General features: G+C 50.1%; 21 protein-coding genes. 14 read left to right on the top strand and 7 right to left on the bottom strand.

Annotation, left to right across the window (positions count from 1 at the left end):
* Positions 1-232: 232 nt before the first annotated feature.
* Positions 233-1,264 carry an ROK family protein gene (locus WH45_RS19265; protein ID WP_046216038.1) on the bottom strand — a complete coding sequence of 344 codons (1,032 nt, stop codon included), beginning with the start codon at positions 1,262-1,264 and terminating at the stop codon, positions 233-235.
* Positions 1,265-1,699: 435 nt separating this feature from the next.
* On the opposite strand from WH45_RS19265, the gene WH45_RS19260 reads away from it, so the two are divergent.
* Complete coding sequence (locus WH45_RS19260; protein ID WP_152663602.1) at positions 1,700-2,143, top strand: hypothetical protein; 444 nt, start codon at positions 1,700-1,702, stop codon at positions 2,141-2,143.
* A 206-nt stretch (positions 2,144-2,349) separates the two neighbouring features.
* The gene (locus WH45_RS19255; protein ID WP_046216036.1) at positions 2,350-2,544 is read left to right on the top strand and encodes a PspC domain-containing protein; all 195 of its coding nucleotides are present in this window, start codon (positions 2,350-2,352) and stop codon (positions 2,542-2,544) included.
* Positions 2,545-2,826: 282 nt separating this feature from the next.
* On the opposite strand, the gene WH45_RS19250 is transcribed toward WH45_RS19255, so the two are convergent.
* Complete coding sequence (locus WH45_RS19250) at positions 2,827-3,390, bottom strand: GNAT family N-acetyltransferase (RefSeq protein WP_235338426.1); 564 nt, start codon at positions 3,388-3,390, stop codon at positions 2,827-2,829.
* Between the two features lie 480 nt (positions 3,391-3,870).
* Between WH45_RS19250 and nikA the strand changes: the two genes are divergently transcribed.
* The 6 genes from nikA (at position 3,871) to WH45_RS19220 (ending at position 9,368) form a co-directional block, all read left to right on the top strand.
* Positions 3,871-5,376: a nickel ABC transporter substrate-binding protein gene (gene nikA / locus WH45_RS19245; protein WP_407668041.1), complete on the top strand. Its 1,506-nt coding sequence runs from the start codon at positions 3,871-3,873 to the stop codon at positions 5,374-5,376.
* Entirely contained in the window at positions 5,376-6,323 is a 948-nt protein-coding gene (nikB, locus tag WH45_RS19240) for a nickel ABC transporter permease (RefSeq protein WP_046216034.1), read from the top strand. The genes nikA and nikB overlap by 1 nt, the downstream gene beginning before the upstream one ends.
* Positions 6,324-6,376: 53 nt before the next feature.
* Positions 6,377-7,171 carry a nickel transporter permease gene (gene nikC / locus WH45_RS19235; protein WP_046216072.1) on the top strand — a complete coding sequence of 265 codons (795 nt, stop codon included), beginning with the start codon at positions 6,377-6,379 and terminating at the stop codon, positions 7,169-7,171.
* Positions 7,168-7,977 carry an ABC transporter ATP-binding protein gene (locus WH45_RS19230; protein WP_046216033.1) on the top strand — a complete coding sequence of 270 codons (810 nt, stop codon included), beginning with the start codon at positions 7,168-7,170 and terminating at the stop codon, positions 7,975-7,977. The genes nikC and WH45_RS19230 overlap by 4 nt, the downstream gene beginning before the upstream one ends.
* Complete coding sequence (locus tag WH45_RS19225) at positions 7,974-8,735, top strand: ABC transporter ATP-binding protein (protein WP_046216032.1); 762 nt, start codon at positions 7,974-7,976, stop codon at positions 8,733-8,735. Before WH45_RS19230 ends, WH45_RS19225 begins: the two co-directional genes overlap by 4 nt.
* 162 nt (positions 8,736-8,897) lie before the next feature.
* Positions 8,898-9,368, top strand: a complete 471-nt coding sequence (locus tag WH45_RS19220; protein ID WP_046216031.1) for a DUF421 domain-containing protein — start codon at positions 8,898-8,900, stop codon at positions 9,366-9,368.
* Positions 9,369-9,595: 227 nt separating this feature from the next.
* Here the strand turns inward: WH45_RS19220 and WH45_RS19215 are convergent, their stop codons facing one another.
* A complete protein-coding gene (locus WH45_RS19215) occupies positions 9,596-10,156 on the bottom strand; it encodes a helix-turn-helix domain-containing protein (RefSeq protein ID WP_046216030.1) in 561 nt (186 codons plus the stop codon).
* A gap of 132 nt (positions 10,157-10,288) precedes the next feature.
* Between WH45_RS19215 and WH45_RS19210 the strand changes: the two genes are divergently transcribed.
* From WH45_RS19210 to WH45_RS19200, 3 genes are all read left to right on the top strand, one after another.
* The gene (locus tag WH45_RS19210) at positions 10,289-11,089 is read left to right on the top strand and encodes an AzlC family ABC transporter permease (protein WP_082096966.1); all 801 of its coding nucleotides are present in this window, start codon (positions 10,289-10,291) and stop codon (positions 11,087-11,089) included.
* A complete protein-coding gene (locus tag WH45_RS19205) occupies positions 11,086-11,409 on the top strand; it encodes an AzlD domain-containing protein (protein WP_046216029.1) in 324 nt (107 codons plus the stop codon). Before WH45_RS19210 ends, WH45_RS19205 begins: the two co-directional genes overlap by 4 nt.
* A 534-nt stretch (positions 11,410-11,943) precedes the next feature.
* Entirely contained in the window at positions 11,944-13,767 is a 1,824-nt protein-coding gene (locus WH45_RS19200) for a sensor domain-containing diguanylate cyclase (protein ID WP_046216028.1), read from the top strand.
* Between the two features lie 84 nt (positions 13,768-13,851).
* On the opposite strand, the gene WH45_RS19195 is transcribed toward WH45_RS19200, so the two are convergent.
* The 3 genes from WH45_RS19195 to WH45_RS19185 all read right to left on the bottom strand — a co-directional run bounded on the left by WH45_RS19195 (position 13,852) and on the right by WH45_RS19185 (position 17,169).
* A complete protein-coding gene (locus WH45_RS19195; RefSeq protein ID WP_046216027.1) occupies positions 13,852-14,544 on the bottom strand; it encodes a Na-translocating system protein MpsC family protein in 693 nt (230 codons plus the stop codon).
* A gap of 291 nt (positions 14,545-14,835) precedes the next feature.
* Positions 14,836-16,185: a pectate lyase family protein gene (locus WH45_RS19190; protein WP_046216070.1), complete on the bottom strand. Its 1,350-nt coding sequence runs from the start codon at positions 16,183-16,185 to the stop codon at positions 14,836-14,838.
* Between the two features lie 540 nt (positions 16,186-16,725).
* The gene (locus tag WH45_RS19185; RefSeq protein WP_046216026.1) at positions 16,726-17,169 is read right to left on the bottom strand and encodes a YtxH domain-containing protein; all 444 of its coding nucleotides are present in this window, start codon (positions 17,167-17,169) and stop codon (positions 16,726-16,728) included.
* Between the two features lie 143 nt (positions 17,170-17,312).
* Between WH45_RS19185 and WH45_RS24100 the strand changes: the two genes are divergently transcribed.
* The gene (locus WH45_RS24100; protein ID WP_268748578.1) at positions 17,313-17,447 is read left to right on the top strand and encodes a hypothetical protein; all 135 of its coding nucleotides are present in this window, start codon (positions 17,313-17,315) and stop codon (positions 17,445-17,447) included.
* A 79-nt stretch (positions 17,448-17,526) separates the two neighbouring features.
* Here WH45_RS24100 and WH45_RS19180 read toward each other — a convergent pair whose 3' ends face one another.
* Positions 17,527-18,726, bottom strand: a complete 1,200-nt coding sequence (locus WH45_RS19180) for a M20 metallopeptidase family protein (RefSeq protein WP_046216025.1) — start codon at positions 18,724-18,726, stop codon at positions 17,527-17,529.
* Between the two features lie 383 nt (positions 18,727-19,109).
* Between WH45_RS19180 and WH45_RS19175 the strand changes: the two genes are divergently transcribed.
* Both WH45_RS19175 and WH45_RS22985 read left to right on the top strand, forming a co-directional pair.
* Positions 19,110-19,979, top strand: coding sequence for a class I SAM-dependent methyltransferase (locus tag WH45_RS19175; protein ID WP_052723863.1), 870 nt, complete (start codon positions 19,110-19,112; stop codon positions 19,977-19,979).
* A 342-nt stretch (positions 19,980-20,321) separates the two neighbouring features.
* Entirely contained in the window at positions 20,322-22,271 is a 1,950-nt protein-coding gene (locus tag WH45_RS22985; RefSeq protein ID WP_052723862.1) for a fibronectin type III domain-containing protein, read from the top strand.
* Positions 22,272-22,343 lie beyond the last annotated feature (72 nt).

The following is a 22,343-nucleotide window of genomic DNA, read 5'->3' as shown; positions in this document are numbered from 1 at the left end:
ACTGCCGTCTCCAGTTCAATTGAACATGAATCGCTGACTGCGGTTTATCCATTTGTACTTTATCGCTGCGTTTTTTGGCTTGTATAGAGCAGAGGCTGCAGGATGGAGATTTTGCGGGCCCCTGTCAGCAGCCACAGCTGTATGCCTGCATCGCGTAGATCCGATTAGACTTGCTTTGGTTTACCATCACAACAGGGTTCCTCCAGAACTCATGGGATAGGATAGATGCTGTCTAATGCCGTTCGATCAATTGGATATTATAGGTAAGACTCTCCAGTGTCATCGTGATCAATCCGGTGAGATATTCATGCCGTGTGTCCTGCTGAATCAGCAGCTGCGGCATATGTTCAGCCGGAACATGTTGGCGGCAGTCCTGATCGATTCGGTCCAACATCGAAGGAACAAGTGCATTGCCGGTCATTGCAATAGCAGCCGGATTAATGATGGCGATGATGGAGACGATCGTATGTACAATCAGCGCATGCACACCTTCGGGAGTATGGAGCTGTCGGAGCTGTTCCTCACGGGTGATGCCAAAGGGCAGATAGGAGACTTCACCACTGAAATAGCTGTTGCCGTTCAGCAGCCTGCCGCCGATAATAAAGCCGGCTCCGGGATAATGATTTTCCGGAAAGGTCAGCACCGCAAAATTGCTGTCCTCCTCATAATTCTGCTCATGATACAGCCCGTATACGGTCAGGTTCATATCATTCTGAATAGTGATTTCCAGGCCGTTATAGCGCTGCTGGAGCATCTGTGCCAGCGGCTGTCCAGCCAGTTCCTTCACATCGCAGATACCGATTTGTCCGTTATGTGCCACACCGGGAATCCCGATGCCAACAGCCTGTACATTGTGATACTGGCTCAGCAGCTGATCCAGCAGTTCCTCAATCGTCTGTATGTTGATGGCTTCATATTCGGTGGTATGCTGCTCCAGAATCTCGCCGTTCAGATTGGCACGGGCATGGGTAATGGAGTGGATACCGCTTTCCGTACGGATAATCAGGCCAACCATGCTGGCATAATCGGCGTTGAACTGATACCGGCTCGCTGGTCGGCCGCCGCTGGATTCATCCGGTCCGATATCCAGAATCTCCCCGGTTCGTACCAGCTCATTGAGAATCGTGCCGCAAGTGGCGACGCTGAGCCGGGTCAGACTCGCAATAGAAGCTTTGGTACCTGTCCCGGTGGTACGCAGTGTATTTTTGACCAGCTCGATATTGATTTTCTTGACCTGCTGGGTACTGTGGGATAACGGACGCATAATGGAATGTTCTCCTTTGTATCACTTTTGAAAAGATGTTTAGAAAGTGGATCGATTGTAGTCTAAAGCCAAGGATCCGGAAAAGCAACCCTTTGCACAGGATACAAATACCTATCCTACAGCGACAAAAATGGAAAAGTATGGATAATAAAAGAAGAGTATGCGATCATGGATAAACACAACATGTAAGCAGGGGAGGAATATACTATCAAAGTCTACATCATTACCATCGCGATACTGCTGCTTCTGGTCGTATGCGCATCGGATGCGAACGCGATAAGGCTGAAGCGGGAGTCTGCTGCAGATCCACTCTCTGGCTCTTCTGGTTACAGTGAACATTTGCCTGTGCAGGGAGAGGACTCGCCGGAAGAGCTAATTGCGATAGAACTCTGGAAATTATACAAAGTAAGGATTCCCCGGAAAGATGTCCATATTGTGGAACAGCAGAATAAAGGCCAAGTTGCAGCGGTGAGCTACACCTTGACCTACAAAAATGTTCCATATGCAGGCATCCTGATGGGCTATCGGCAAAACGATAAATGGTACAGACTCAGTACGGATATGATGAAAATCTACCGGGATATACGAGTACAGGTAGCGGACTTTGGCGGTACCGCCTCACTGCCTGATCCACATCAGCAAGAGGCCAAATTTCGCACGATCTATGGATATATTCATGATCCGAATATCCAGCAGATCCGGATTGAATACCAGGGCGGCAGGACATCCACATTGTCTGTTGCCAAAGGACAAACAATTTATATGGACAACGTGACCAAAATGCAGAACAAGAAGACCCCATTCGAGCGGATAGACCGGATTACGATGTACAGCACAACCGGTCAAATGCTCTACGAGAAAGACTATTCGACTGTCTAATGAGCAGACAAAGCTCTGCAGGTCCAGGCCTGTCCCCGACTAAGGTCCAAGTGGCAAAACAGCCGCAGGGCGGTTGGAACAGCCCCTGTATTCCTATATCATGAAGGTATCACATATCAACGAGACAGCGTACATGAAATAAGCCTTCAGAAGAAGAAATTCCGCTGTCGGCACAAGAATCATAATTGACAAAGGAGAGTATGGAAATGAGCAAATTATATCGTTCCAACCACGACAGGATGATGACAGGATTGTTGGGTGGATTCGCGGAGCTTCTGGGTATGAGTGCTACCTTTTTGAGATTGCTGTTCGTGGTCAGCGTATTCCTGACCGGAGGAACATCGATCATCGTTTACTTTATCGCAGCGCTGCTGATTCCACGGGAAAGCCAGATTTACTAAGAACGTACAGATACAGATACTCATAGCGTATAGATCGATTACCATGCGAGACGTTATTATAATTAGCTGGATGGAATACCGGGGTTTTAAACAGTAACCAAACAGAATATAGCCTACAGATAACTAGCAGATTTCAAATTAGCATAAAATAACAAATAGCAAATAAAAAACAACAAAGGAACATCCTTCTTCTACAGGTGGGATGTTCCTTTGTTATTTGGCATTTTTAGAATATCGGCATAGAGCCGCTGCCAATCGGCTGCCTAATTTGACAGCAGCTGATTATTCAAATTCAACTCCGCGTACTTTAGAAAAGACCAGTGTATCCCGCAATCGTCCATCATGATCCAGACTATCCTGACGAAGCGTACCTTCATGAGTAAAACCGGTCTTCATGGCAATATGAGTACTGGCTGCATTATTGGCATCACAGCGGATGTGAATGCGATTCGCCTGCAGCTGATGGATGGCAAAGTCAGTGATTGCATACACAGCTTCGGTTATGTATCCCTGACCGGTACAGGAAGTGCGTGCCCAGTAGCCGATCTCAAAGCTGCGACATTCCCAGTCAATCCTGTGCAGACCGCTGCTGCCTACGAGCATCCCGGTATCTTTGGCAAAGAGCAGCAGACGCAGATCTGTACGTTCCAGATACTCTACTCGCGAGCGGCGAATACTGGCCTCAGATTGTTCCAGCGTAGGAACCGTCTGTGCCCAGGGCATCCATGGGCGCAGTTCGGTTATGCTTTCCCGTACCGCTTCATTGACAGCAGCACCGTCTCCCGGACGTGCAGCACAGATAAGCAGGCGTGCACTTTCAAAGCTCTCTGGAATATCCAGCAAAATGGATTCGACCTTATGTTGAGTAATGGTAGCACCTCCCGGAAATATTTCCAGTTATCGTATCATATGGTCAGTATGCTGCTCAAGTCGGCTTGGCAGAGAAAGTGATCTGTAACAGATAGAGATGAAGGGGAATAGAAATGGAACCGTGGTACGCATATGAATATCCATACATTTGCCCATATGAAAAGATAGAAATATGCCCTTTGCTTGAAGATTAATCGGCTATTTTTCTTCTTGCTAAATAGTAATCGTTACGATAAGATAAGATTCAATGTTTAAATCGTAATGGTTACTAAATAGAGAAATGCAGTGGGGGGAAGAATCATGAATCAGGTAGACAAGGGCAGCAGGCAGGTTCGGCAGCCAGACCAACATCGTACAGAACACATGAATACATATCCGGGAAAGGATTCCGTACAGCGTCGCTCTGTATATGGAGGAATGACTGGAGGGAAGCGCAGAGGAAGACAGGCTCTTGGAATGACTATACTGCTGCTCTGTATCGCTATCCTGGGTGCATGTTCATCACCTTCTTCCAGCGCCAAGGAACAGGGCAAGCATGTGAGCTTCCTGTATAACTTCTCGACCAACTCGCTCGATCCGCATGTCGATTCCAGTTATGTGCCGATCCGTGCAGGCATTACCGAGACGCTGGTGCGTCTGGATGAAGATAACCTGACGGTCGCGCCATGGCTCGCCGAGAGCTGGGAGGGCAAGGACGGACAGAACTGGAAAATAAAGCTGCGTGATGATGTAACGTTCCAGAACGGCAAGCCGATGACCGGAGAAGCGGTCAAAGCTTCATTGGAGCGGGCGATGACCGAGAGCATAGCGGTGAAGAATGCACTCAAGATCAAAAGCATCGAGGCAGATGGAAATACACTGCAGATATTAACGAGCCAGCCTTTTCCGGAATTCATCTCGGAACTGGTGAATCCCAATACATCGATTATCGATGTGTCCGAACCGGATGTGGTGAACAAGCCGGTCGGCACAGGGCCTTTCCTGCTGAGTACATTTACTCCCGGCAGCAAGCTGGAAGTGAAAAGGTATGACAAATACTGGGATGGTGCTTCCCCGCTGGACGGAGTGACGTTCTCCTTTAACGAGGATGCCAATGCCCGCTCGCTGGCACTGCGCTCCGGGCAGGTGGATATTGTCTACCGTCCGGAAGTGGAGAGCCTCGATACACTGGATGCCGAGCAGGGCATCAAGGTGGAGTCCACCTCAACCTTCCGGGTACATCAGCTGACGATGAATATGGAGCGTCCAGCACTGCAGGACGTGAATGTACGCCGGGCGATGGATGCACTGATTGACCGACAGAAGATTGTAGATATGATTCTGCTGGGACATGGAGAAGCGGCGACCGGGCCTTTCCTGCCGTCATTGCCATTTGCACCCAAGTATGAGCCGTCGCCGCTGGGCGCGGATGCGGCGGTCCGGTATCTTCAGCAGGCAGGTTACTCACTGGTCAACGGCCAGATGCAAAAGGACGGCAAGCCGCTGCAGTTAACGCTGCTCACCTATTCGGCACGAGCCGATCTGCCGCTGATCGCGCAGGTCTTCCAGTCTGATGCCAAGAAAATCGGCATTCAGGTGGAAATTCGCCAGATTGATACTCCCGAGGATTATATGGCAGCCAACCGGGACTGGGATCTGGCGACCTACAGCAATCTGACCGCCCCACGTGGAGATGCCGGGTATTATCTGAATGCGACGTATCATCCGGATGGCGCGCTGAATTTTAGCGGATCTGAAGATCCGAAGCTGACAGCTATTATCGACCGGCTCAACCGGACCGTTGAACCGGACAAGCGTGCCGTGCTGGCAGAGCAGGCAGCCGATTATGTACATGAGAATGTGATCAATTCCTTTGTGCTGCATCCATCGACGATTGTAGCTTATAACGAAGAGAAAGTGAAAAACTGGGTTACCACGCGCAGTGAATACTATATGATTACGAACAAGCTGGATGTGATGTAATGGGCCGGATTCTAATCCGCAAATTTTTGGAGACACTGGGTTTTGTGTTGTTTATTACCTTTATCAGCTTTCTGTTTATTCGTATGGCGCCGGGCGATCCGGTGCTGACGATTCTGAATGTGGATGAATTGTCCGTCAGTCAGGAACAGGTGGAAGCGCTAAGAGAAGAGATGGGATTCCATCAGCCATTGCTCGTTCAATACGGGCAGTGGCTGCTGAATTTCGTACGGCTGGATTTTGGCCAATCCTATGCAACCGGTCAGCCGGTCATGAAAATGATTATGGGCGGTCTGCCGGCGACGCTGGAGCTGACGGCAGGGGCACTGGTCATCATGCTGCTGATTGCTATTCCGCTTGGCTCGTTGTCGGCATTGTACCGGAACAGCTGGATTGATCATGTGAGCCGGCTGCTGTCGATTATGGGCGCGGCGATTCCGAGCTTCTGGCTGGGACTTATTCTGATCGATCTGTTCGGTGTGCGTCTCGGCTGGCTGCCGACGATGGGGAGGGACGGATGGATATCGCTGCTGCTACCTTCGCTCACACTGGGGCTGGCAATTTCCAGTGTATACGTGCGTCTGCTGCGTTCAAGTCTGCTGGATTCGCTCGGACAGGAATTTGTACGGGCAGCGCGGGCGCGGGGATACAGTGAGGCACGCATTTTCTGGGTGCATGCCCTGCGGCACAGTCTGCCGCCGGTCATTACGGTATTCGGCGTGAGTCTGGGCAGTCTGATCGGTGGAGTCGTCGTTGTTGAGGTGCTGTTTGCCTATCCGGGAATCGGCAAGCTGGTCGTGGATTCGATCCGGCAGCGGGATTATCCGCTGATTCAGGGCTATATTCTGGTCATGGCAGCCCTCGTATTTGTAGTGAATACGCTGGTGGATCTGTCCTACCGGTATCTGAATCCGGAGATGAAGCTCAAGGAAAGGAAGGCCGGCTGGTGAGAGAATTATCCATACCCAGAGTGTCCCGGCGCAGCAAGCACAGCTGGCAGGGCATGATCGCTTTGTTATTTGTTCTGGTCACGGCTGCGGCTTCAATCTATGCTTTCTTCTGGCTGAAGCATGATCCGAATACGACCGATCTCGGTGACCGTCTGCAGGAGATGAGTATGCTGCATCCGCTCGGCACGGATCATCTGGGCCGGGATGTGCTGACACGACTATTGCTCGGCGGACAGCAGACGCTCGGATACAGCCTGCTGGCACTTGGCGCCGCGCTGCTGATCGGGATTCCGTTTGGACTGATCTCCGGGTACAGCCGCGGCTGGATCGACCGAATTTTTATGCGGATCGCGGATGCTTTTCTGTCTTTTCCCGATACGATTGTGGCGATTGTACTGAGCGGTCTGCTTGGTGCGGGGATCGGCAATCTGGTGCTGGCGATCGTTGTTGTCAAATGGGTAAACTACGCGAGACTCGTACGCAGTACCGTGCTGTCTGAGGCGCAAAAGGATTATGTGCAGATCGCCCGTACGAACGGACTGTCTCCGGCGAAAATTATGCGCAAGCATCTGCTGCCGCATGTGATCGGTCATGTGCTGGTGCTGGCGAGTCTGGATCTGGGCAAAATTATTTTGCTCATCTCGGCATTCTCGTATATCGGACTGGGTGCCCAGCCGCCAACACCGGAATGGGGAGCGATGCTCAATGACTCGCGTCCTTATTTCCAATCGCGACCGGAGCTGATGATCTATCCGGGTCTGGCGATTATGTCTGTCGTGCTGCTGGCGAATATGCTGGGCGATTATTTGCGTGACCGGTTTGATGTAAAAAGGGAGGTGCAATCATGATTCTGTCGATGGAACAGGTAACCATTCGCAGCTGGGCAAAAACGATCGTCGACAATGTCTCCCTGACCGTACACGAGGGAGAATGGTTCGCTCTCGTAGGCCAGAGCGGCAGCGGCAAAAGCCTGCTCTCTCAGGCTGCCGGACGAATGCTGCCGCCGAATCTGCAGCTGGAAGGACGCATCCGGCTGCACGGACAGGACCTGCTGGGTCTGTCTGCCCGGCAGATGCGCGATATCCGTGGACGCAGGCTGGCGTATGCATTTCAGGATTATCAGGGTTCATTTACCCCGTTCCGTACGATTGGACAGCATCTGGAAGAATACCAGAAGGTGCACGGCATTGCTCCAGGCGCTGTGCGCAAGCGGCAGGGAATCGCAGCGCTGGAATCGGTCGGACTGGACGAAAGTCTGTATCGGCGTTATCCCTTCCAGCTGAGCGGCGGACAGCTGCAGCGAGTATCGATCGCGATGGCTCTGCTGCTCTCGCCGGATGTGCTGATCGCCGATGAAGTGACGACTGCGCTGGACAGCGTGTCCGGTCACCGGATTCTGGAACTGCTGGCGCAAAAGCAGCGGGAAACCGGCTGCGCGATTCTGTTCATCACGCACGACTGGCGTCATGTGCGTAAGTATGCCAGCCGGCTCGCGGTGATGCAGGAAGGACGCATCGTCGAGACTGGTGGCAAGCACCGGATTCTGGATCATCCCCAGCATCCGTATACCAGGCAGCTGATTCAGGCTGCACCAATCTTAAAGAAACCGGGTAATCTACTGCCATCCGGTCTGCAGGAGGTGAGAGGAAGATGAGTCTGCTCCAGGTCAACCGGCTGAGTAAATCGTATGCGCCGGATAAGCGGGTACTGGATGAAGTCTCCTTTGCCATCGCATCGGGGGAATGTCTCGGTCTCGTTGGAGAGAGCGGATGCGGCAAAAGTACGCTCGCCCGCTGTCTACTGCGTATGGAAGCGACAGACAGCGGTTCAATTATACTGGGTGGTCACTCCATCGAACGGATGAATGACCGCCAGCTGTATCCGCATCGGAAGAAAATACAGATTGTGTTCCAGAACCCGTCGGCGGCATTGAATCCCAAGCTGAAGATCCGGGATTCCCTGCTCGATCCGTATCTGCAGTACCGTAATGAGCTGCGATTGCAGCATTTCCGGCCTGCTTCGGATCAGGAGCTCGTGCGGCAGCTGATGGAGGCCGTGGAGCTGCCCGAATCGCTCGCAGACCGGTATCCTCATGAACTGAGCGGCGGTCAGCGCCAGCGGGTGACTATCGCCCGCGCGATCAGTATTGAGCCGCAGCTGGTCGTGCTGGATGAACCGACAGCGAGCCTCGATGTCATCTCCCAGGGAGCGGTGCTCCAGCTGCTGACCCGGCTGCGTACCGAACTGAATCTGTCGTATCTGTTCATTTCCCATGATCTTGCAGCTGTGCACCAGATGAGCCAGCGAATCATGGTGATGAAGGACGGCAGGCTGGTCGATCAATTTCCGCAGGAACAATTGTTTGCAGAGTCCAGGCATCCTTATACGCAGGAACTGATTTCCATTTTCTGATCGAATCCGGGCTGGATAGGCATCTTGGTATGTATGTGATGCCGGGAAGTTGTGTCATGCTGAATGATGACGGGTAACGACTGCTAGAGCTGCATATACCGTAATTCATGATTCGACCGGCATATTAAAGTGTAGCCAAACCATTTATGGGGAGGACCGCTCATGTTTTTTGATACCTGGGGAGATTTGTTTCGCATTCTTGTTATTGGCATATTTTCATATGTATATCTAATGATCCTCTTACGGATATCCGGCAAAAGAACGTTATCCAAACTGAATGCTTTTGATCTGATAGTGACCGTAGCACTGGGTTCGACTCTATCTTCTGTGATTGTCAATAAAAGCATCTCGCTTACCGAAGGATTTCTCGCGATGACACTTCTTGTGCTGCTGCAGTATCTGGTCGCTTATACCACCATACGCAGCAAGAAGATCAAGTCGTTTATCAAAGCAGAACCGCGCCTTCTTTTTTATGAAGACGAGTTTCGTGATGAAGCTATGGAAGATGAACGAATCGCCAGGGATGAAGTTATGCAGGTGGTTCGTCAGCAGGGGATGCAGGAGATGGATAAAGTAGCGGCCGTCATACTGGAGACGAACGGGAAAATATCTGTCATTTCCAAGTCATCCTGAGCCAGATACGTCCAGGAGATACGTATCCAATACCAAACACGCAGTCCCTCCTTTTTTATGGAAGAGGAGGGACTGCGTGTTTTTTTGAGCCTATCAGGATCAGTGAATGGTTCCGTCTATCGCTCGTTCCAGTGACTGCACCATCTGCGCAACAAATTGCTGCGACAGGTTCACCGGTATATCCAGCAGCGACAGGTATGGTCACCTGCTTGCACAAAATAGAATATCTACTGCAGTTCGTCATCCGGATAATGCATCATCATGAAGAAGCTGGCTTTCTCTGCAGTCGGATTGGTATAGCCATGCAGATTCCGACCGGAGAACTGAATGGCATCCCCTTCGGTCAGCTCGTATTTCTGTCCTTTGAGATCGACGACCATCGATCCTTCCTTGACGATCAGATACTCTTCACCCGGATGCGTTTTCGGTTCATGCACGCATCCCGGCAGCAGCTCCACGATATACAGCTCGAATCTTCTGTCCGGATGATAAGGGAAAAAGGGGTACACCCTGTACTTGTCATCGCTGTCCATAATCATGTTCACTTCATGCATATTCACTCTGCGGACAAGAACTTCTTCTTCCTTGAGAAAGCTCGTAAATGACACCTGCAGACCATTGGCGATTTTCCATAGTGTGCTGATGGTAGGGTTGGATTTTTCATTTTCAATCTGCGCCAGCATCGCTTTGCTGACACCGGTCAATTCGGATGTCTGATCAAGAGTGAGATTTTTGCTTTTGCGGATGCGAGCCAGATTTTTGGCAATTACACTCTGTATGGCTTCCATGTATTTCTCCTTTTCCTCTTGTCTAATATAACGGAATAATGTATGTTATATTAAATAAAAGTACGCTATAGTAAACTTTAGTTCATTTTAGCATACAAAAGATACGACAAACCAGCAGGGGGAAATGACATAATGAAGGATGTTCAGGCAATAGAGGAACAGCCAAGGGGCAAAAGTGGGGAGGAACAAGTCCCCTCTTCATCCAATTCAGCGAAAGAGCTGTATACCAGCGCAGAACAACAGACCGAGCCTACTTTTGCCAATGGGGTTAGGGATGGCATTCCTACACTGCTTGGCTATATCAGTATCGGTCTGGCTGCCGGTATCGTGGGAGCCGCTTCGCATCTGAGTGTGGTGGAGGTCGGACTGATGTCCCTGCTCGTCTATGCGGGAGCGGCACAGTTTATCATATGTGCGATGCTGGTTGTGCATACGCCGATTTCCGCTATTATTTTGACCACATTTATAGTGAATCTGCGAAATTTCCTGCTGAGCGCGACGCTGGCTCCGCATTTTACCCGGTATTCGCTGCTGCGGAATATGGGTATCGGCCTGTTGGTCACAGACGAGTCATTTGGTGTAGCAGCCGGCCGGATCGCTCAGGGCAAATCGCTGAATGATCGCTGGATGAATGGACTGAATCTGACTGCCTATGCCAGCTGGATCGTATCCTGTGTCGTCGGTGCCATGTTCGGCAGTTGGATCGCCGATCCGGAGCAGCTGGGTATGGATTATGCGCTGACAGGTATGTTCGTCGCTCTGCTCGTCCTGCAGCTCGGCCATCTGGCATCCGAGAAATTAAAGCATTATTTGCGCTTGATGGTCTATATGGTCATTGCCATGCTGCTGCTGTCTCTGGTCGTATCTTCCCAACTGGCCGTTATTATTGCGACGGTCATCGTAGCAACAATCGGGGTGGTGACCGAAAAATGACGATACAATGGACGACTCTCATGGTCATCATCGGCTGCGCCCTCGTGACCATGATCCCGCGTGTACTGCCTTTCATAGTCGTACGCAATCTGAACCTGCCGGAATCCGTACTCAAATGGCTGTCCTATATCCCGGTGTGTATCCTGACAGCCCTGGTCGTTGAAAGTCTCCTGATTCAAAATGAAGATTCCCTGCAAATCGACTGGCAGGCCGTCATCGTATTTATCCCCACGCTGGTTATCGCAATCAAAACCCGAAGCCTATCCATCACCGTGATCGCTGGCGTAATCATGATGGCACTGGTACGCTATTTTTTCTAATGCCCCAACCTGATGGAGCCTCATCAGGTTTTTTTGCCGAACTGCTCTAATACACACCAAAGTAATCTCCCCTATTCCAAGGACGCTAACATATCATGAGCGTGTCCGATCCTGCACGTGTTGGGATAGTAACGCCATAGCTGTTCCCTACATTTTTTCCGGCAGACTCTATCATAAGTTGCAATAAATGCAAAAAAAGCGAACAATTTAATACAAAATATAGACGCCGAGCCTACAAGGGTTTGGCGTTTTTTTTATGGCTATTGTGCCAATCCGGGCCATTCCCTTACGAAAAAGCAAAGAGGATGCACATTCCACATGTTCCATTTTCTGTATGGTTAGTACTCAAGAACGGATTTTATGAATCTTCATGATCAATTTCGAATATTTATCTAAAGTAATGGCGCTCTACAGCAGATAATAGAAGAGAATATTTAACTTGTTAAAGTAAACGGGTACTTAATGTGTATTGCATAACGAAGCAAAGCCTAGGCATATAGTACAAGAAGAGATAGGCAGGTAAGGAGACGACAAATGAAAAAGTCCCTCATCAAAATGTTTCAGGAAGAAAACTTTATCGGCGCAGGTGTCATCAAAACGAACCTCTGGTCCATCATTGTTTTTTTGCTGGTTGTGGTGTTTGGGTTATTTTATATGAATCAATCGGTCCGGAACGATTATGCACAGGTCAAGGAAGTGGCGAATTTGCAGATTGCACTGCAGTTGCTTGAAAATGCACTGGTGGATCAGGAGACCGGACAGCGTGGTTACCTGCTGACGCGGGACATTTCCTTTTTGGAGCCTTTTGACCGTGGCAACATGCAGTTTCAGATGATTTCGAGCGATATTATGGAACGTCTGGACAGCCATCCGGAGTACAAGGACAAGATGCAGAAGCTGATCGACACTGGTACCAATTGGAAAGTCAATTACGGGGATAAACAGGTGCATCAGACAATGTCCGGTCATCAGGTGACGAGCGAAGAACTGCAGTCGGGCAAAAAGCAGTTTGATTCTTTCCGGGCGCAGCAGAGCGTGCTGAGCAAGGAATTCGAAGATTTACGCAACTACCTGCGTACCCAGATGCTGAGAAATATTACTATTACACTGTTTGGTATAGGTACGATGTTTATACTGTTCCAATGTATCATGCTGTATTTCATTCAGCGAGGATTGCGGAGGATCACGATCCCGATCGTTCAGCTGGACAAAGCGGTGTCCTCCTATGCAAACGGGAGTATCTCTGCCGAGCTGCCTGCCTATTCGTCTTCCAATGAAATCGGCCGATTGATCCATACGTTTGAAGAGATGCGCCAGGAAATGCAAAAAGACCAGCGTCTGCTCGGTTATACGTACCAGATGATTAACACACTGAATCAGGCCAAATCGGTCCAGCATGTCTATCAGGAGACACTGATGGGCATATGGAACATGATCGAATGCGAGCGAATCTCGATCATTACCCAGAATACCGACCGTACCTTCTCCATCAAATCATCGATCTATCACGGTGTTATCGATCACAAGGAAATCGCTCTGGGCGGAGAGCAAAAGGATGTAAACGAGCTGCTGGAAGGTGGCTTCTCCATGATTCACGAAAACTGGGATGTATACCGTCCGACAGGATCGGTTACCGACTATCTGCATGAAAAGGGAATTCGTTCTTCCATGCATATCATTCTGCGCAAAGAAGCCCGGGTAGTTGGCGTACTCAACCTGATGTCGATGGAACAGGACCATTTCTCGATACAGCAAAAAGTTCAGGTGGAGAAGCTGGCACCAATGATTGTTACTGCAATCGAGAATGCAAGAGAGACGGATAAAATTCAGCGGCTGGCGATGCGCGACGGCCTGACCGGCTTGTGGAACCGCCGCTATTTCGATGAGTCGCTGTACCAGCTGATGAGCCGGAGAGTAAGTGTGGATGCCGAGAGTCATCTGCTCTGTCTGATCCTGCTGGATGTCGATCATTTCAAAAGCTTCAATGACAATTGGGGACATCAGGAAGGGGATCTGGTGCTTAAGCATCTGGGACGTGTGCTGAATGATTACTGTCGTCCGGGAGATATGACGGTGCGTTATGGCGGCGAAGAATTTGCCGTGTTGCTGCCGGACACTTCGCTGTATGAAGCCCGCAGCGTTGCCGAGCGTCTGCGCAAGCTAATCGAACTGGAATCACCATCCCGCAAATATTCCGTTACTGCCAGCTTTGGCGTGGCCGAGTGGGATGGGACCCAGTCTGCAGAACAGCTCATACAGGAGGCGGATGACGCGTTGTACCGAGCCAAGGATGAAGGTCGCAACCGGGTATGCTGCTCCGATACGAAGCGCGGTGACCAGACGAGTGAGGCAGGCTGAGTTACCAGCCGGTAGATCCAATCGATAATTCCTTATATCATCAAACAGCCCTGCTGACATAGACGTCGGCAGGGCTATTCGGCGTTAATGGGAGGATTGCTTGTCAAGAACAAGCAGCAGCATGCTGAAGTCCTGTTCAAAATCCCAGTCCAGATAAGCTGTTTTCAGCGGTCTGCCGAGAAGATCAAGCACCGGCAGTTCTTCGAGGAAACGTCCCAATTCCAGCTCCCGCTTGGACACCCGAAGTGCACTATTGAATCCTTTTTTGATAATCTGTTTTTCCAGGTTGATTAGCTGCCCTTTGCGCAGGATAACCAGAATATGATCGGACAGCCAGAACGAATCTACGGATTTCGGCGTTTTCTGTACGGATTCGGTGATCTGGCTGATCTTCATGTGCAGCTCGGCTTTGCCGGCATACAGATCCTCGTGGGGAGTCTCGGGTTCTGCTTCGAAGATCATGGCAATGACAGCACTGTTATATTCCAGCTTCCAGTCAATAAATACATTCATCACATTGTAACCAAGTGTGGCTTCAATCTTTTTTTGCAATGCAGGAAAAATAAACTGGCTGAGCAAAATGTAAATATGAGTGTAACACTCATCCGGATCGTCGGGCAGTCGTTCATCCCTGGGATCGGTTAGTTCATGCAGCAGAATTGCGGCTGTTTGTTTGTTGGAATACACATGAATTCGATCGGGTCTCTTACCGAACTGACTCTGGCACAGCAGATTAGCCTGTCTAAGGATCGGGTCCAGATGTAGTGGCTGTGACACAGTTAAATCCCCTTTGCAATATATAGTTAAAGTGTATTACCCATAAATAGCAAATTGATAAGCATTTGGATGTATCTTGATATGGAGGGTGTTGTTGTAGAGGAAATAAACGAAGCGAAAAGTCATGATTCTGCTTGGCACTTTGCTGACCGTACAGTCATAAAATAGTCAAAAAGCCTCCGAGACTTACTGCCGGAGGCTTGCATCCTAATTTGAATTACCCATTACTTATACCGAATCAGCTTATACCGAATCAGCTTATAGCCAATCAGCATTACCCCAGCTCCAGACTCAGTACCGGGTCAACAGCCAGTTCTCCTTGGCCCAGCCCAGCTTGCCGGAGCCTGCACCATCAGCAGCAAGCAGACGGGTAACCAGTGTAGCCGGATCATCGGTCTGGTAGTTGTAAGGCAGTGTGCTGAATCGATTCCACGAGAACGGCTTGGCCGGAGCCGGATAAGGAGCGAGCGGGCTGCCGGCGCTGTCGCTATCACCGCGGAATGTCTTGCCATCATTCACATAAATGGTGTCCAGCGCACGGATTTTGCCGGTATAGCTGGCATCGGTCGGGTCCGCCTGATTGTTGCGAATCGGAGAAGCGACATCCATAATACGGGATTTCTCCACCAGCAGTGCGCCATCTTCAGTAGAGATCGCGCCGTTACTGGTTACGGTAAAATGATAACCTTTGGATGTAATCGCCTTTTCCATCGCCGGAGTGATACGCTTCTTGGCTGCGGCGAGACCGGAAGCGTCCATCACAATATTATACGCATGGGCATTACCGCCGCGCAGACGAGGCATCCGGTCCTGAATATCCAGATAATAGTTGTGATGCAGCGTCACTTCCAGATCGGCATTATCCGAGGCAAATTCGGTAGCGCCGACGAGGTGGGTCTTTTTCTGACCGGAGGAGATGGCGATGATATCCTCCATGGTCATGCCAACCGCGCTGCTGCGCAAATAATTGTACATGGGATAGGCGGATTTGCTCGCTTCCATCGCCTCGATTTGCTGTCTGACCCAGCTGCCGCTGTTGCCGTTGTCACCGCGGAAATAGGACCAGGAGATAGTCACGCCGGAACTGCCTTTTTTGACATCGACGATGCCGTCATAGGCTTTGTTGAATGTACAGTGATCGATCCAAACTTTGGAGCTGGCTCCTTCGATGGTGAGATAATCCCAGTCGTTTTTGTCATAATCGCCCTTGGACGCTTCGTCCCATTCCCATAATTCGTCAAATTCCAGATTACGGATGATGAGATTGGAACTGCGTTTGACCGTAATGCCGGTATGCTTGATTTTGGCACCGTTGGCCGAGAAAATGGTCAGTCCGTCAAATCCATCAATACTCAGCTTGCTGACACCGGTTTTCTTGTGCACAGGATGGGTGAGCGGGGCATTATGAGCGGCAAAAGGCGAAGTCTTTGCGGCTGCTGGCAGCTCATTCCAGCCCAGATCCAGATCGTTCATAATCTCGATCACTTTAATACCGGAGTTTTTGCGCAGCGCCTGGGCGAGATCGGTGGCATTGTATACTTTTTTGTAACGGCTGTCGGTCTCCGGGATAATGCCGCCGCCGATATTGCCGGTGGAGAAGCCGGTCAGATTATAGACGTTGTACGGAGAAGCAGCCTGCATTTCCGATAAGATAGCGCTTTCATAAGTGTTGACGGAAACGGAATCGGCAGCATGGGTCTGCGTACCGGATAAAGGCAGAGCAGTCAGTGCCAGTACACCGCTTAACAGCAGGGTCATTCCTTGATGCGGTCTTTTCTTTGTCATTTTATCTTTCTCCTCTTTGGGCAAATGTGGTGGATGGAATATAAGATCAGTTCCCTATATGCAGGATCTGATTCTTTCCTTCTCTGATCTTTCATATTCACAAAATAACACCGGTCTTATAAAAGGAAAAAGAGGAAGTAAGCACTAATTCATAGACCGTAAATGACATATACCGCATATTCCAATCCAATCAGGCATGAATGCTGTTGAATAACGTCAGATTACATATATGTATACCGAAGGGTTGAATATGAAATAATAGAAGCAGAAGCCGGACAGGGAGTAATGGCAGTAAGTGAAGAGGCCCTATAAGAGCGGCCAGACAGCAAAAACCGGAAACGATCTCTGGATAGAGACCATTTCCGGTAGATATCTTGGCTATTGGATTTGGATAAATCAGAAGCCTACGGATGAAGGAGTTCTGCCTTCCGGTAAAGCCTGTCCAGACGATGAAGACTGGGAAGGTGGCGTGGATTGGGAAGATTGTGAAGGCTGTGAAGAAGAACTGTCACTGGATTTGAATCCCTGTACTTCCGTCTTCAGTTCGCCTGCAGAAGTCTGCAGCACTTCTTTCCATTCTTTGACTACACTGATCGCTTCCTGCACGACAGGTGTAATCTCGCGAATCATCTGGATGATTTCCTGACCGCGGCTTGTAGCCAGCTGTGTCTTTTCTTTGGCTGTTACCGCCAGCTCGGAAGCGGAAGAGGCCGCACTTGCTGTACCTGTTTTGAGGCTGTAACGCATATCTTCTCCGGACTTTGGTGCCAGCAGCAATGCCGCCCCTGCTCCTACCAATGCTCCCGTAATAATTCCATATACCAGGTTTTTCGTTTCCATATTGATCTCTCCGTTCGTTATAGTGATAGAAGCTGTGAATAGTTCCTGTCTGGCTATCTACAGCATACTTACCCAATGAAACGGCATTCGCTCACATATCGGCAGAGGAATTCGCAATATTTTATAGAATTGGAGGAAAAGACATGACCCTGCATATTACAGCAGCAATCATGAATGACTATGAATATCTGGTGGCGACGGATATCCATCTGTCCAACACATCAAAAAAGGACCCGGCAGCCTGGCCAGGTCCTTACTTCCATACAAAGGGTCAATAGATGTTCATGCATGCCAATTATGCACATACCCAGCACCATCTGACTCCTGCGATGCTGTTCATTCCCACCCATTCCTGTGTCAGCCGTTCACTGGCACACGCTTGGACAGCAGCTTCTCTGCCGTAATGCCGAGGAACACGCATCCGGTATTCAGCAGCGCCTGTTCGTCGATATCAAAGCGCGGATGATGATGCGGGAAGCCGGTATGTTCGCTTTCATTTTGCGAGCCGACATAGAAGAAGTTACCCGGTTTGTGTTCCAGATAGTAGGCAAAATCTTCCGCACCCATCGACGGTTCCGGAATATCGAACAGCGCTTCTTCGCCCAGCGTGCTGATGACGATCTGACGTACTTCCTCGGCCTGTGCCGGAGGATTTACCACAGCCGGGTAGCCGTGGGTATAATCAATCGTATAGCTCGCCCGCTCGGCGAGGGTAATGCCGTGCACCATCGTACGAATATCGTCTTCAATCTGCTTGCGAACTTCCGGGTCAAAGGTACGCACGGTGCCTTCGATTTTGGCTTTGTCCGCGATTACGTTAAAGGCCGATCCCGCCTGGAAGACGCCAACGGTAACGACCGCAGATTTGAGCGGATTCACATGACGGGAGACAATATGCTGCAGCGAGCTAACCACCTGGCTGCCGATTACGATCGAATCAATCGTCTGATCCGGCTTGGCTCCATGGCCGCCTTTACCCTGAATAGTGATGAAGAATCCATCGGCTGCCGCCATCGACGGGCCGGCGATGACACCGATTCGTCCGAGCGGAAGATAGCTCGCCAGATGGGCACCGTATACTTCGTCCACACCGTCCAGCGCGCCGTCATCAATCATCGCTTTGGCACCGCCGGGAATCTGCTCTTCGGCATGCTGGAAAATAAACCGCACATTGCCTTCCAGCTGCTCCTGATGCATGCTCAATACTTTGGCGACGCCGAGCAGTGCCGCCGTATGACCGTCATGACCGCAGGCATGCATAACACCGTCATTTTGCGAACGGTAAGGAACATCATTCTCCTCATGAATCGGCAGGGCATCAAAGTCCGCACGAAATGCAATCGTCGGTCCGGGCTGTCCACCCTGCAGATCGGCGAGAATGCCGCCTTCACCGACACCGGTACGTACCTGGTAGCCAAATCCGGTGAGCGTATCCGCGATGAACTGGGCAGTCTTCACTTCCTGGAATGACAGTTCCGGGTACTGGTGCATATGTCTGCGCCAGGCGACGATCTGTTCCTGCTGTGCTTTTAGTTCCTGAATCCATTGTTCTTTCATGATGATTCCTCCTGTTCTGTATATCGTCCATCTTTTGATGATAAAATAAATTCCATAATTTACAAGAAAAGAATGACTCTAAATTATCATGCCTCACTTTATATGTCAAATTTGACATTAGAGAAATCGTCCAAAAAATCAGTGATTATCCTGTCAAACCGGTAACAATGGCTAGTCCTCTCTGCATTATAATAGACAGTAAAAATACCGAAGGGAGCTACAACATGACCGAGTGGATACCCTATGAACAGCGACTGGGACATCCCGCCGATTGGCATCATTCCCTACCATTTCATAAATAAATAGCTCGCATTCTGTTTCGCTGCATCATTATTGCTTGAACAATACCATATAGGCAAGACGTAGAGGGAGAGGTGTATACAATGGATACGCAAGAGCATATGCTGGACGAAATTATCAGCTGTATGGCGGTGGGTAAGGATCATCCGGAGATGCAGCGGGTTCAGACCCGTCATCGGCTGAATCTGGTGGATTTCTGGGACATTCCGCCGGGCAGCAAAGTACTGGAGATCGGCTGCGGTCAGGGGGACACAACCGCTGTACTGGCCCATCAGGTTGGCCGGGACGGACTGGTGTACGGGATCGATATCGCATCACCGGATTACGGAAGTCCCGTAACTGTCGGAGACTCAGCCAAATTCCTGCTCAAATCCAAACTCGGCTTCCAGACACGTATGGAATATGGAGTAGATCTGCTGGCACCGGAGACCGATTTCCCGGCAGGTACATTTAGCCACATCGTGCTGTCTCATGCTTCCTGGTACCTGACTTCCAATGAAGAGCTGATAGGCATTTTCCGCAAAATACACAAATGGGGCAAAAAGCTCTGCTTTGCCGAATGGGATACCCAGATCCAGAATATGCATCAGTTCCCGCATCTGCTCTCCATACTGATTCAGGCCAAATACGAATGCTTCAAAGAAAGCAGCTCGGCCAATGTGCGTACGCTGTTTACCCCTCAGGATATTCGCGATGCTGCGGCAGAGGCAGGCTGGATCATCCGGCGCGAGCAGGTTATCGCTGCCAACAATCTGCAGGACGGACAATGGGAGACCGAGACAGTGCTGCGTGATTATGGCAGGGAACTCGATGAGCTGGACCATTTGCCGGATAAATTAAAAATGCTGATCCGCTCGGAAGTCCGGCTGCTGGAAGAATCCATACGCGGTCTGGACCATCTGGAATCGCTGTCCGCCTATGCGATGACAGCAGACAGCGCAGAAATTAAATAGGGCTATGCTGTGAATACGAGCCTTTCTCCACAAGCTGGAGAAAGGCTTTTTTTGCTGTGATCCAAGACAAACAGGATCAGTATGGGATATGTAATATCGTCGATATTTCCCTGGATATTAATTATACATTTATGGAAAATAATTCTTTTCGATGAGGTGTTAAGTGATTATGATTAAGGCAGATTCACTGTAAAAGGAGGTGTGTAACGAATCTCCTGCATATGCAGGCATTTGACGTGGATTCTGGGATAACCGGATAGAGACCAGCAGGATACAGCATACGAATACTATCCGGCGGAGTACGTACTTCAGGCGGATCGGTACAGTATAAAGGAGGCTATTATGACGACGAGATCCAAAGGCTTTAAATGGTACATGTGCTGCTGTATGCTGCTGGTGTTACTATTGCCCGCAGCGGGTCGCTCGAATGCGGATACAATTGAAGATATGCAGGGCAGTACGCTGCCTGCGGGAACGATTTATACAGCCAGCGGCACCCAAGGAGTAACATTTGAACCGGAAAATATAGGCGATGGCAACTGGTACAGCATCTGGAAGCTGAATGCCCGGTATGCCCGTCTGCAGGTTGTTTTTCCCGAAGCGGTTAATATGAAAGCGGTACAATTGTCCACTGGCAGTATAGGCAAACGCTACGAGACGTATACGGTGGAAGGCTTGCAAGATGGGAAATGGAGCCGTCTTGGCAAGAAGACGTATAAACTTGACCCACAAGATTACGTCGCTCTTGATCCGATTCCGGTGCCGGCAGGTTGGTATGATGGTATCCGAATTACAGCTCAGTCTACCCGGCCATATCTGCTGATCAGCGAGCTGCAGTATATTTCGGATCTGAATTCCCCGTCAGGATTGAAGACAACCTATGGCAATCAGCAGCTGCATCTGACCTGGCAGCCGGTATCCGGCGCTTCCGGCTATCGGGTGAGATATGGTCCTGAATCGGGTGTATATACGCAGACACTCGATGTAGCCGCCGATATGTATAGCGGGCTCACCATTCCTAATCTAAACAATCGACAGACCTACTATTTTACAGTAGCTGCTCTGGACGGTGGATCACGAAGCAACTACTCCAATGAAGTGCTCAATATACCGGTCGACGGTTTTGATTTTCCAAGTTATATGACCGCTGGCTCCAATGGTGAGTGGTATCGTCATCCTGTAATTAATACGAGAGATCATAATATGTCCACTATGTGGAGGCATAATGGAAACGATCCGCAGGGCGAGCTGTATTATGAATTTTTCTATCCGCTTTATGTGAGCGAACTTCAGCTCATCGTCTCGGCAGCGGAAGACAGTGACCTGACCTATACCATTTTTAAGGGAAGAGGGTCATCCGAGCAAGTGCTGGCCCAGCGGCAGATTCATCTGGAAGGGGCTAAGTCTCCTGTAGCACTGGAACCTTTTCCTGTGGCGCCGGGCTGGTATACCGATATTAGTGTGCGCATTGAGTCGTCCACCGCGCCAATCTTCGTCAACGAAGTACGTTATAACACCGACCATACCCCGGTACAGAATGTAAAGGCGACGAGCGGGAATGCGCAGCTTCTGCTCACCTGGGATAAGGTAGCCGAAGCCGATCAATACCGGATCACCTATGGCAATGAGTACGGCGATATTGCGCAGACTGAGATGGTGACTGTAAGTGAGGACGCCTATGCTGGTTATACGCTGACAGGTCTGATCAACAATGGCAGTCCTTATTACGTACTGGTACAGGCAGTTGTGAATGGCGAAGACTATGGCTATTCGGAAGTGGCTGTCGCTACGCCGCGAAGCTATAGCACCGGTGACTTCCTGCCGCTGGACACCAAGGTGACCGCATCCGGTTCGTTTGATAATGCTCTGCCGGACTATGCAGCGGATCGCAACCTGCGCCAGGGCTGGGTGCCGGAAAGTGGAGAACACAAAAATGGTACAATCAATTTCGCCTTTTCCCAGCCTATCGATATTCATGCGGTACAGCCGGTGGCTACCGTGCATCCACCGGCAGTACAGCACTATATAATCTATGGTCTCAAAGGCAGGGACTGGATACTGCTGTACGATGGACAGGTACAGGTGCCGTATAATCCGGCAGGCGGTGTGCTGGAGCCAATTCCGGTAACGCCAGGCAAGTATGAGGGGCTGATGCTGGTAATTGATGCATCACCCAATTGGGTGGTGCTGCAGGAACTGCTCGTATTTTATAATCAGCCGGGCAGTTCGGTTCTGGCAGATACGTATGGGGAGCGGGCGGTGCCAACTGTAAGTGATAACACCTACCAATAGCAGCAGTACCTATCGATGGAATTTATCATGAGCGCCCACGTACTATCATTCCCTTTATTCTAATAAGAAAAG

The organism is Paenibacillus wulumuqiensis (assembly GCF_000971965.1).
In the GTDB taxonomy this organism is placed as follows: Bacteria; Bacillota; Bacilli; order Paenibacillales; family Paenibacillaceae; genus Saccharibacillus; species Saccharibacillus wulumuqiensis.
This window is presented reverse-complemented; position numbering and strand designations above follow the sequence as displayed.

What these genes read in the sequence shown, in the direction of transcription:
- WH45_RS19265 (WP_046216038.1), bottom strand. Translation starts at nt 1,264, where the DNA reads ATGCGTCCGTTATCCCACAGTACCCAGCAGGTCAAGAAAATCAATATC.
- WH45_RS19255 (WP_046216036.1), top strand. Translation starts at nt 2,350, where the DNA reads ATGAGCAAATTATATCGTTCCAACCACGACAGGATGATGACAGGATTG.
- nikA (WP_407668041.1), top strand. Translation starts at nt 3,871, where the DNA reads ATGACTATACTGCTGCTCTGTATCGCTATCCTGGGTGCATGTTCATCA.
- nikB (WP_046216034.1), top strand. Translation starts at nt 5,376, where the DNA reads ATGGGCCGGATTCTAATCCGCAAATTTTTGGAGACACTGGGTTTTGTG.
- nikC (WP_046216072.1), top strand. Translation starts at nt 6,377, where the DNA reads ATGATCGCTTTGTTATTTGTTCTGGTCACGGCTGCGGCTTCAATCTAT.
- WH45_RS19230 (WP_046216033.1), top strand. Translation starts at nt 7,168, where the DNA reads ATGATTCTGTCGATGGAACAGGTAACCATTCGCAGCTGGGCAAAAACG.
- WH45_RS19225 (WP_046216032.1), top strand. Translation starts at nt 7,974, where the DNA reads ATGAGTCTGCTCCAGGTCAACCGGCTGAGTAAATCGTATGCGCCGGAT.
- WH45_RS19220 (WP_046216031.1), top strand. Translation starts at nt 8,898, where the DNA reads ATGTTTTTTGATACCTGGGGAGATTTGTTTCGCATTCTTGTTATTGGC.
- WH45_RS19215 (WP_046216030.1), bottom strand. Translation starts at nt 10,156, where the DNA reads ATGGAAGCCATACAGAGTGTAATTGCCAAAAATCTGGCTCGCATCCGC.
- WH45_RS19210 (WP_082096966.1), top strand. Translation starts at nt 10,289, where the DNA reads ATGAAGGATGTTCAGGCAATAGAGGAACAGCCAAGGGGCAAAAGTGGG.
- WH45_RS19205 (WP_046216029.1), top strand. Translation starts at nt 11,086, where the DNA reads ATGACGATACAATGGACGACTCTCATGGTCATCATCGGCTGCGCCCTC.
- WH45_RS19200 (WP_046216028.1), top strand. Translation starts at nt 11,944, where the DNA reads ATGAAAAAGTCCCTCATCAAAATGTTTCAGGAAGAAAACTTTATCGGC.
- WH45_RS19190 (WP_046216070.1), bottom strand. Translation starts at nt 16,185, where the DNA reads ATGCAGGCTGCTTCTCCGTACAACGTCTATAATCTGACCGGCTTCTCC.
- WH45_RS19185 (WP_046216026.1), bottom strand. Translation starts at nt 17,169, where the DNA reads ATGGAAACGAAAAACCTGGTATATGGAATTATTACGGGAGCATTGGTA.
- WH45_RS24100 (WP_268748578.1), top strand. Translation starts at nt 17,313, where the DNA reads ATGACCCTGCATATTACAGCAGCAATCATGAATGACTATGAATATCTG.
- WH45_RS19180 (WP_046216025.1), bottom strand. Translation starts at nt 18,726, where the DNA reads ATGAAAGAACAATGGATTCAGGAACTAAAAGCACAGCAGGAACAGATC.
- WH45_RS19175 (WP_052723863.1), top strand. Translation starts at nt 19,110, where the DNA reads ATGGATACGCAAGAGCATATGCTGGACGAAATTATCAGCTGTATGGCG.
- WH45_RS22985 (WP_052723862.1), top strand. Translation starts at nt 20,322, where the DNA reads ATGACGACGAGATCCAAAGGCTTTAAATGGTACATGTGCTGCTGTATG.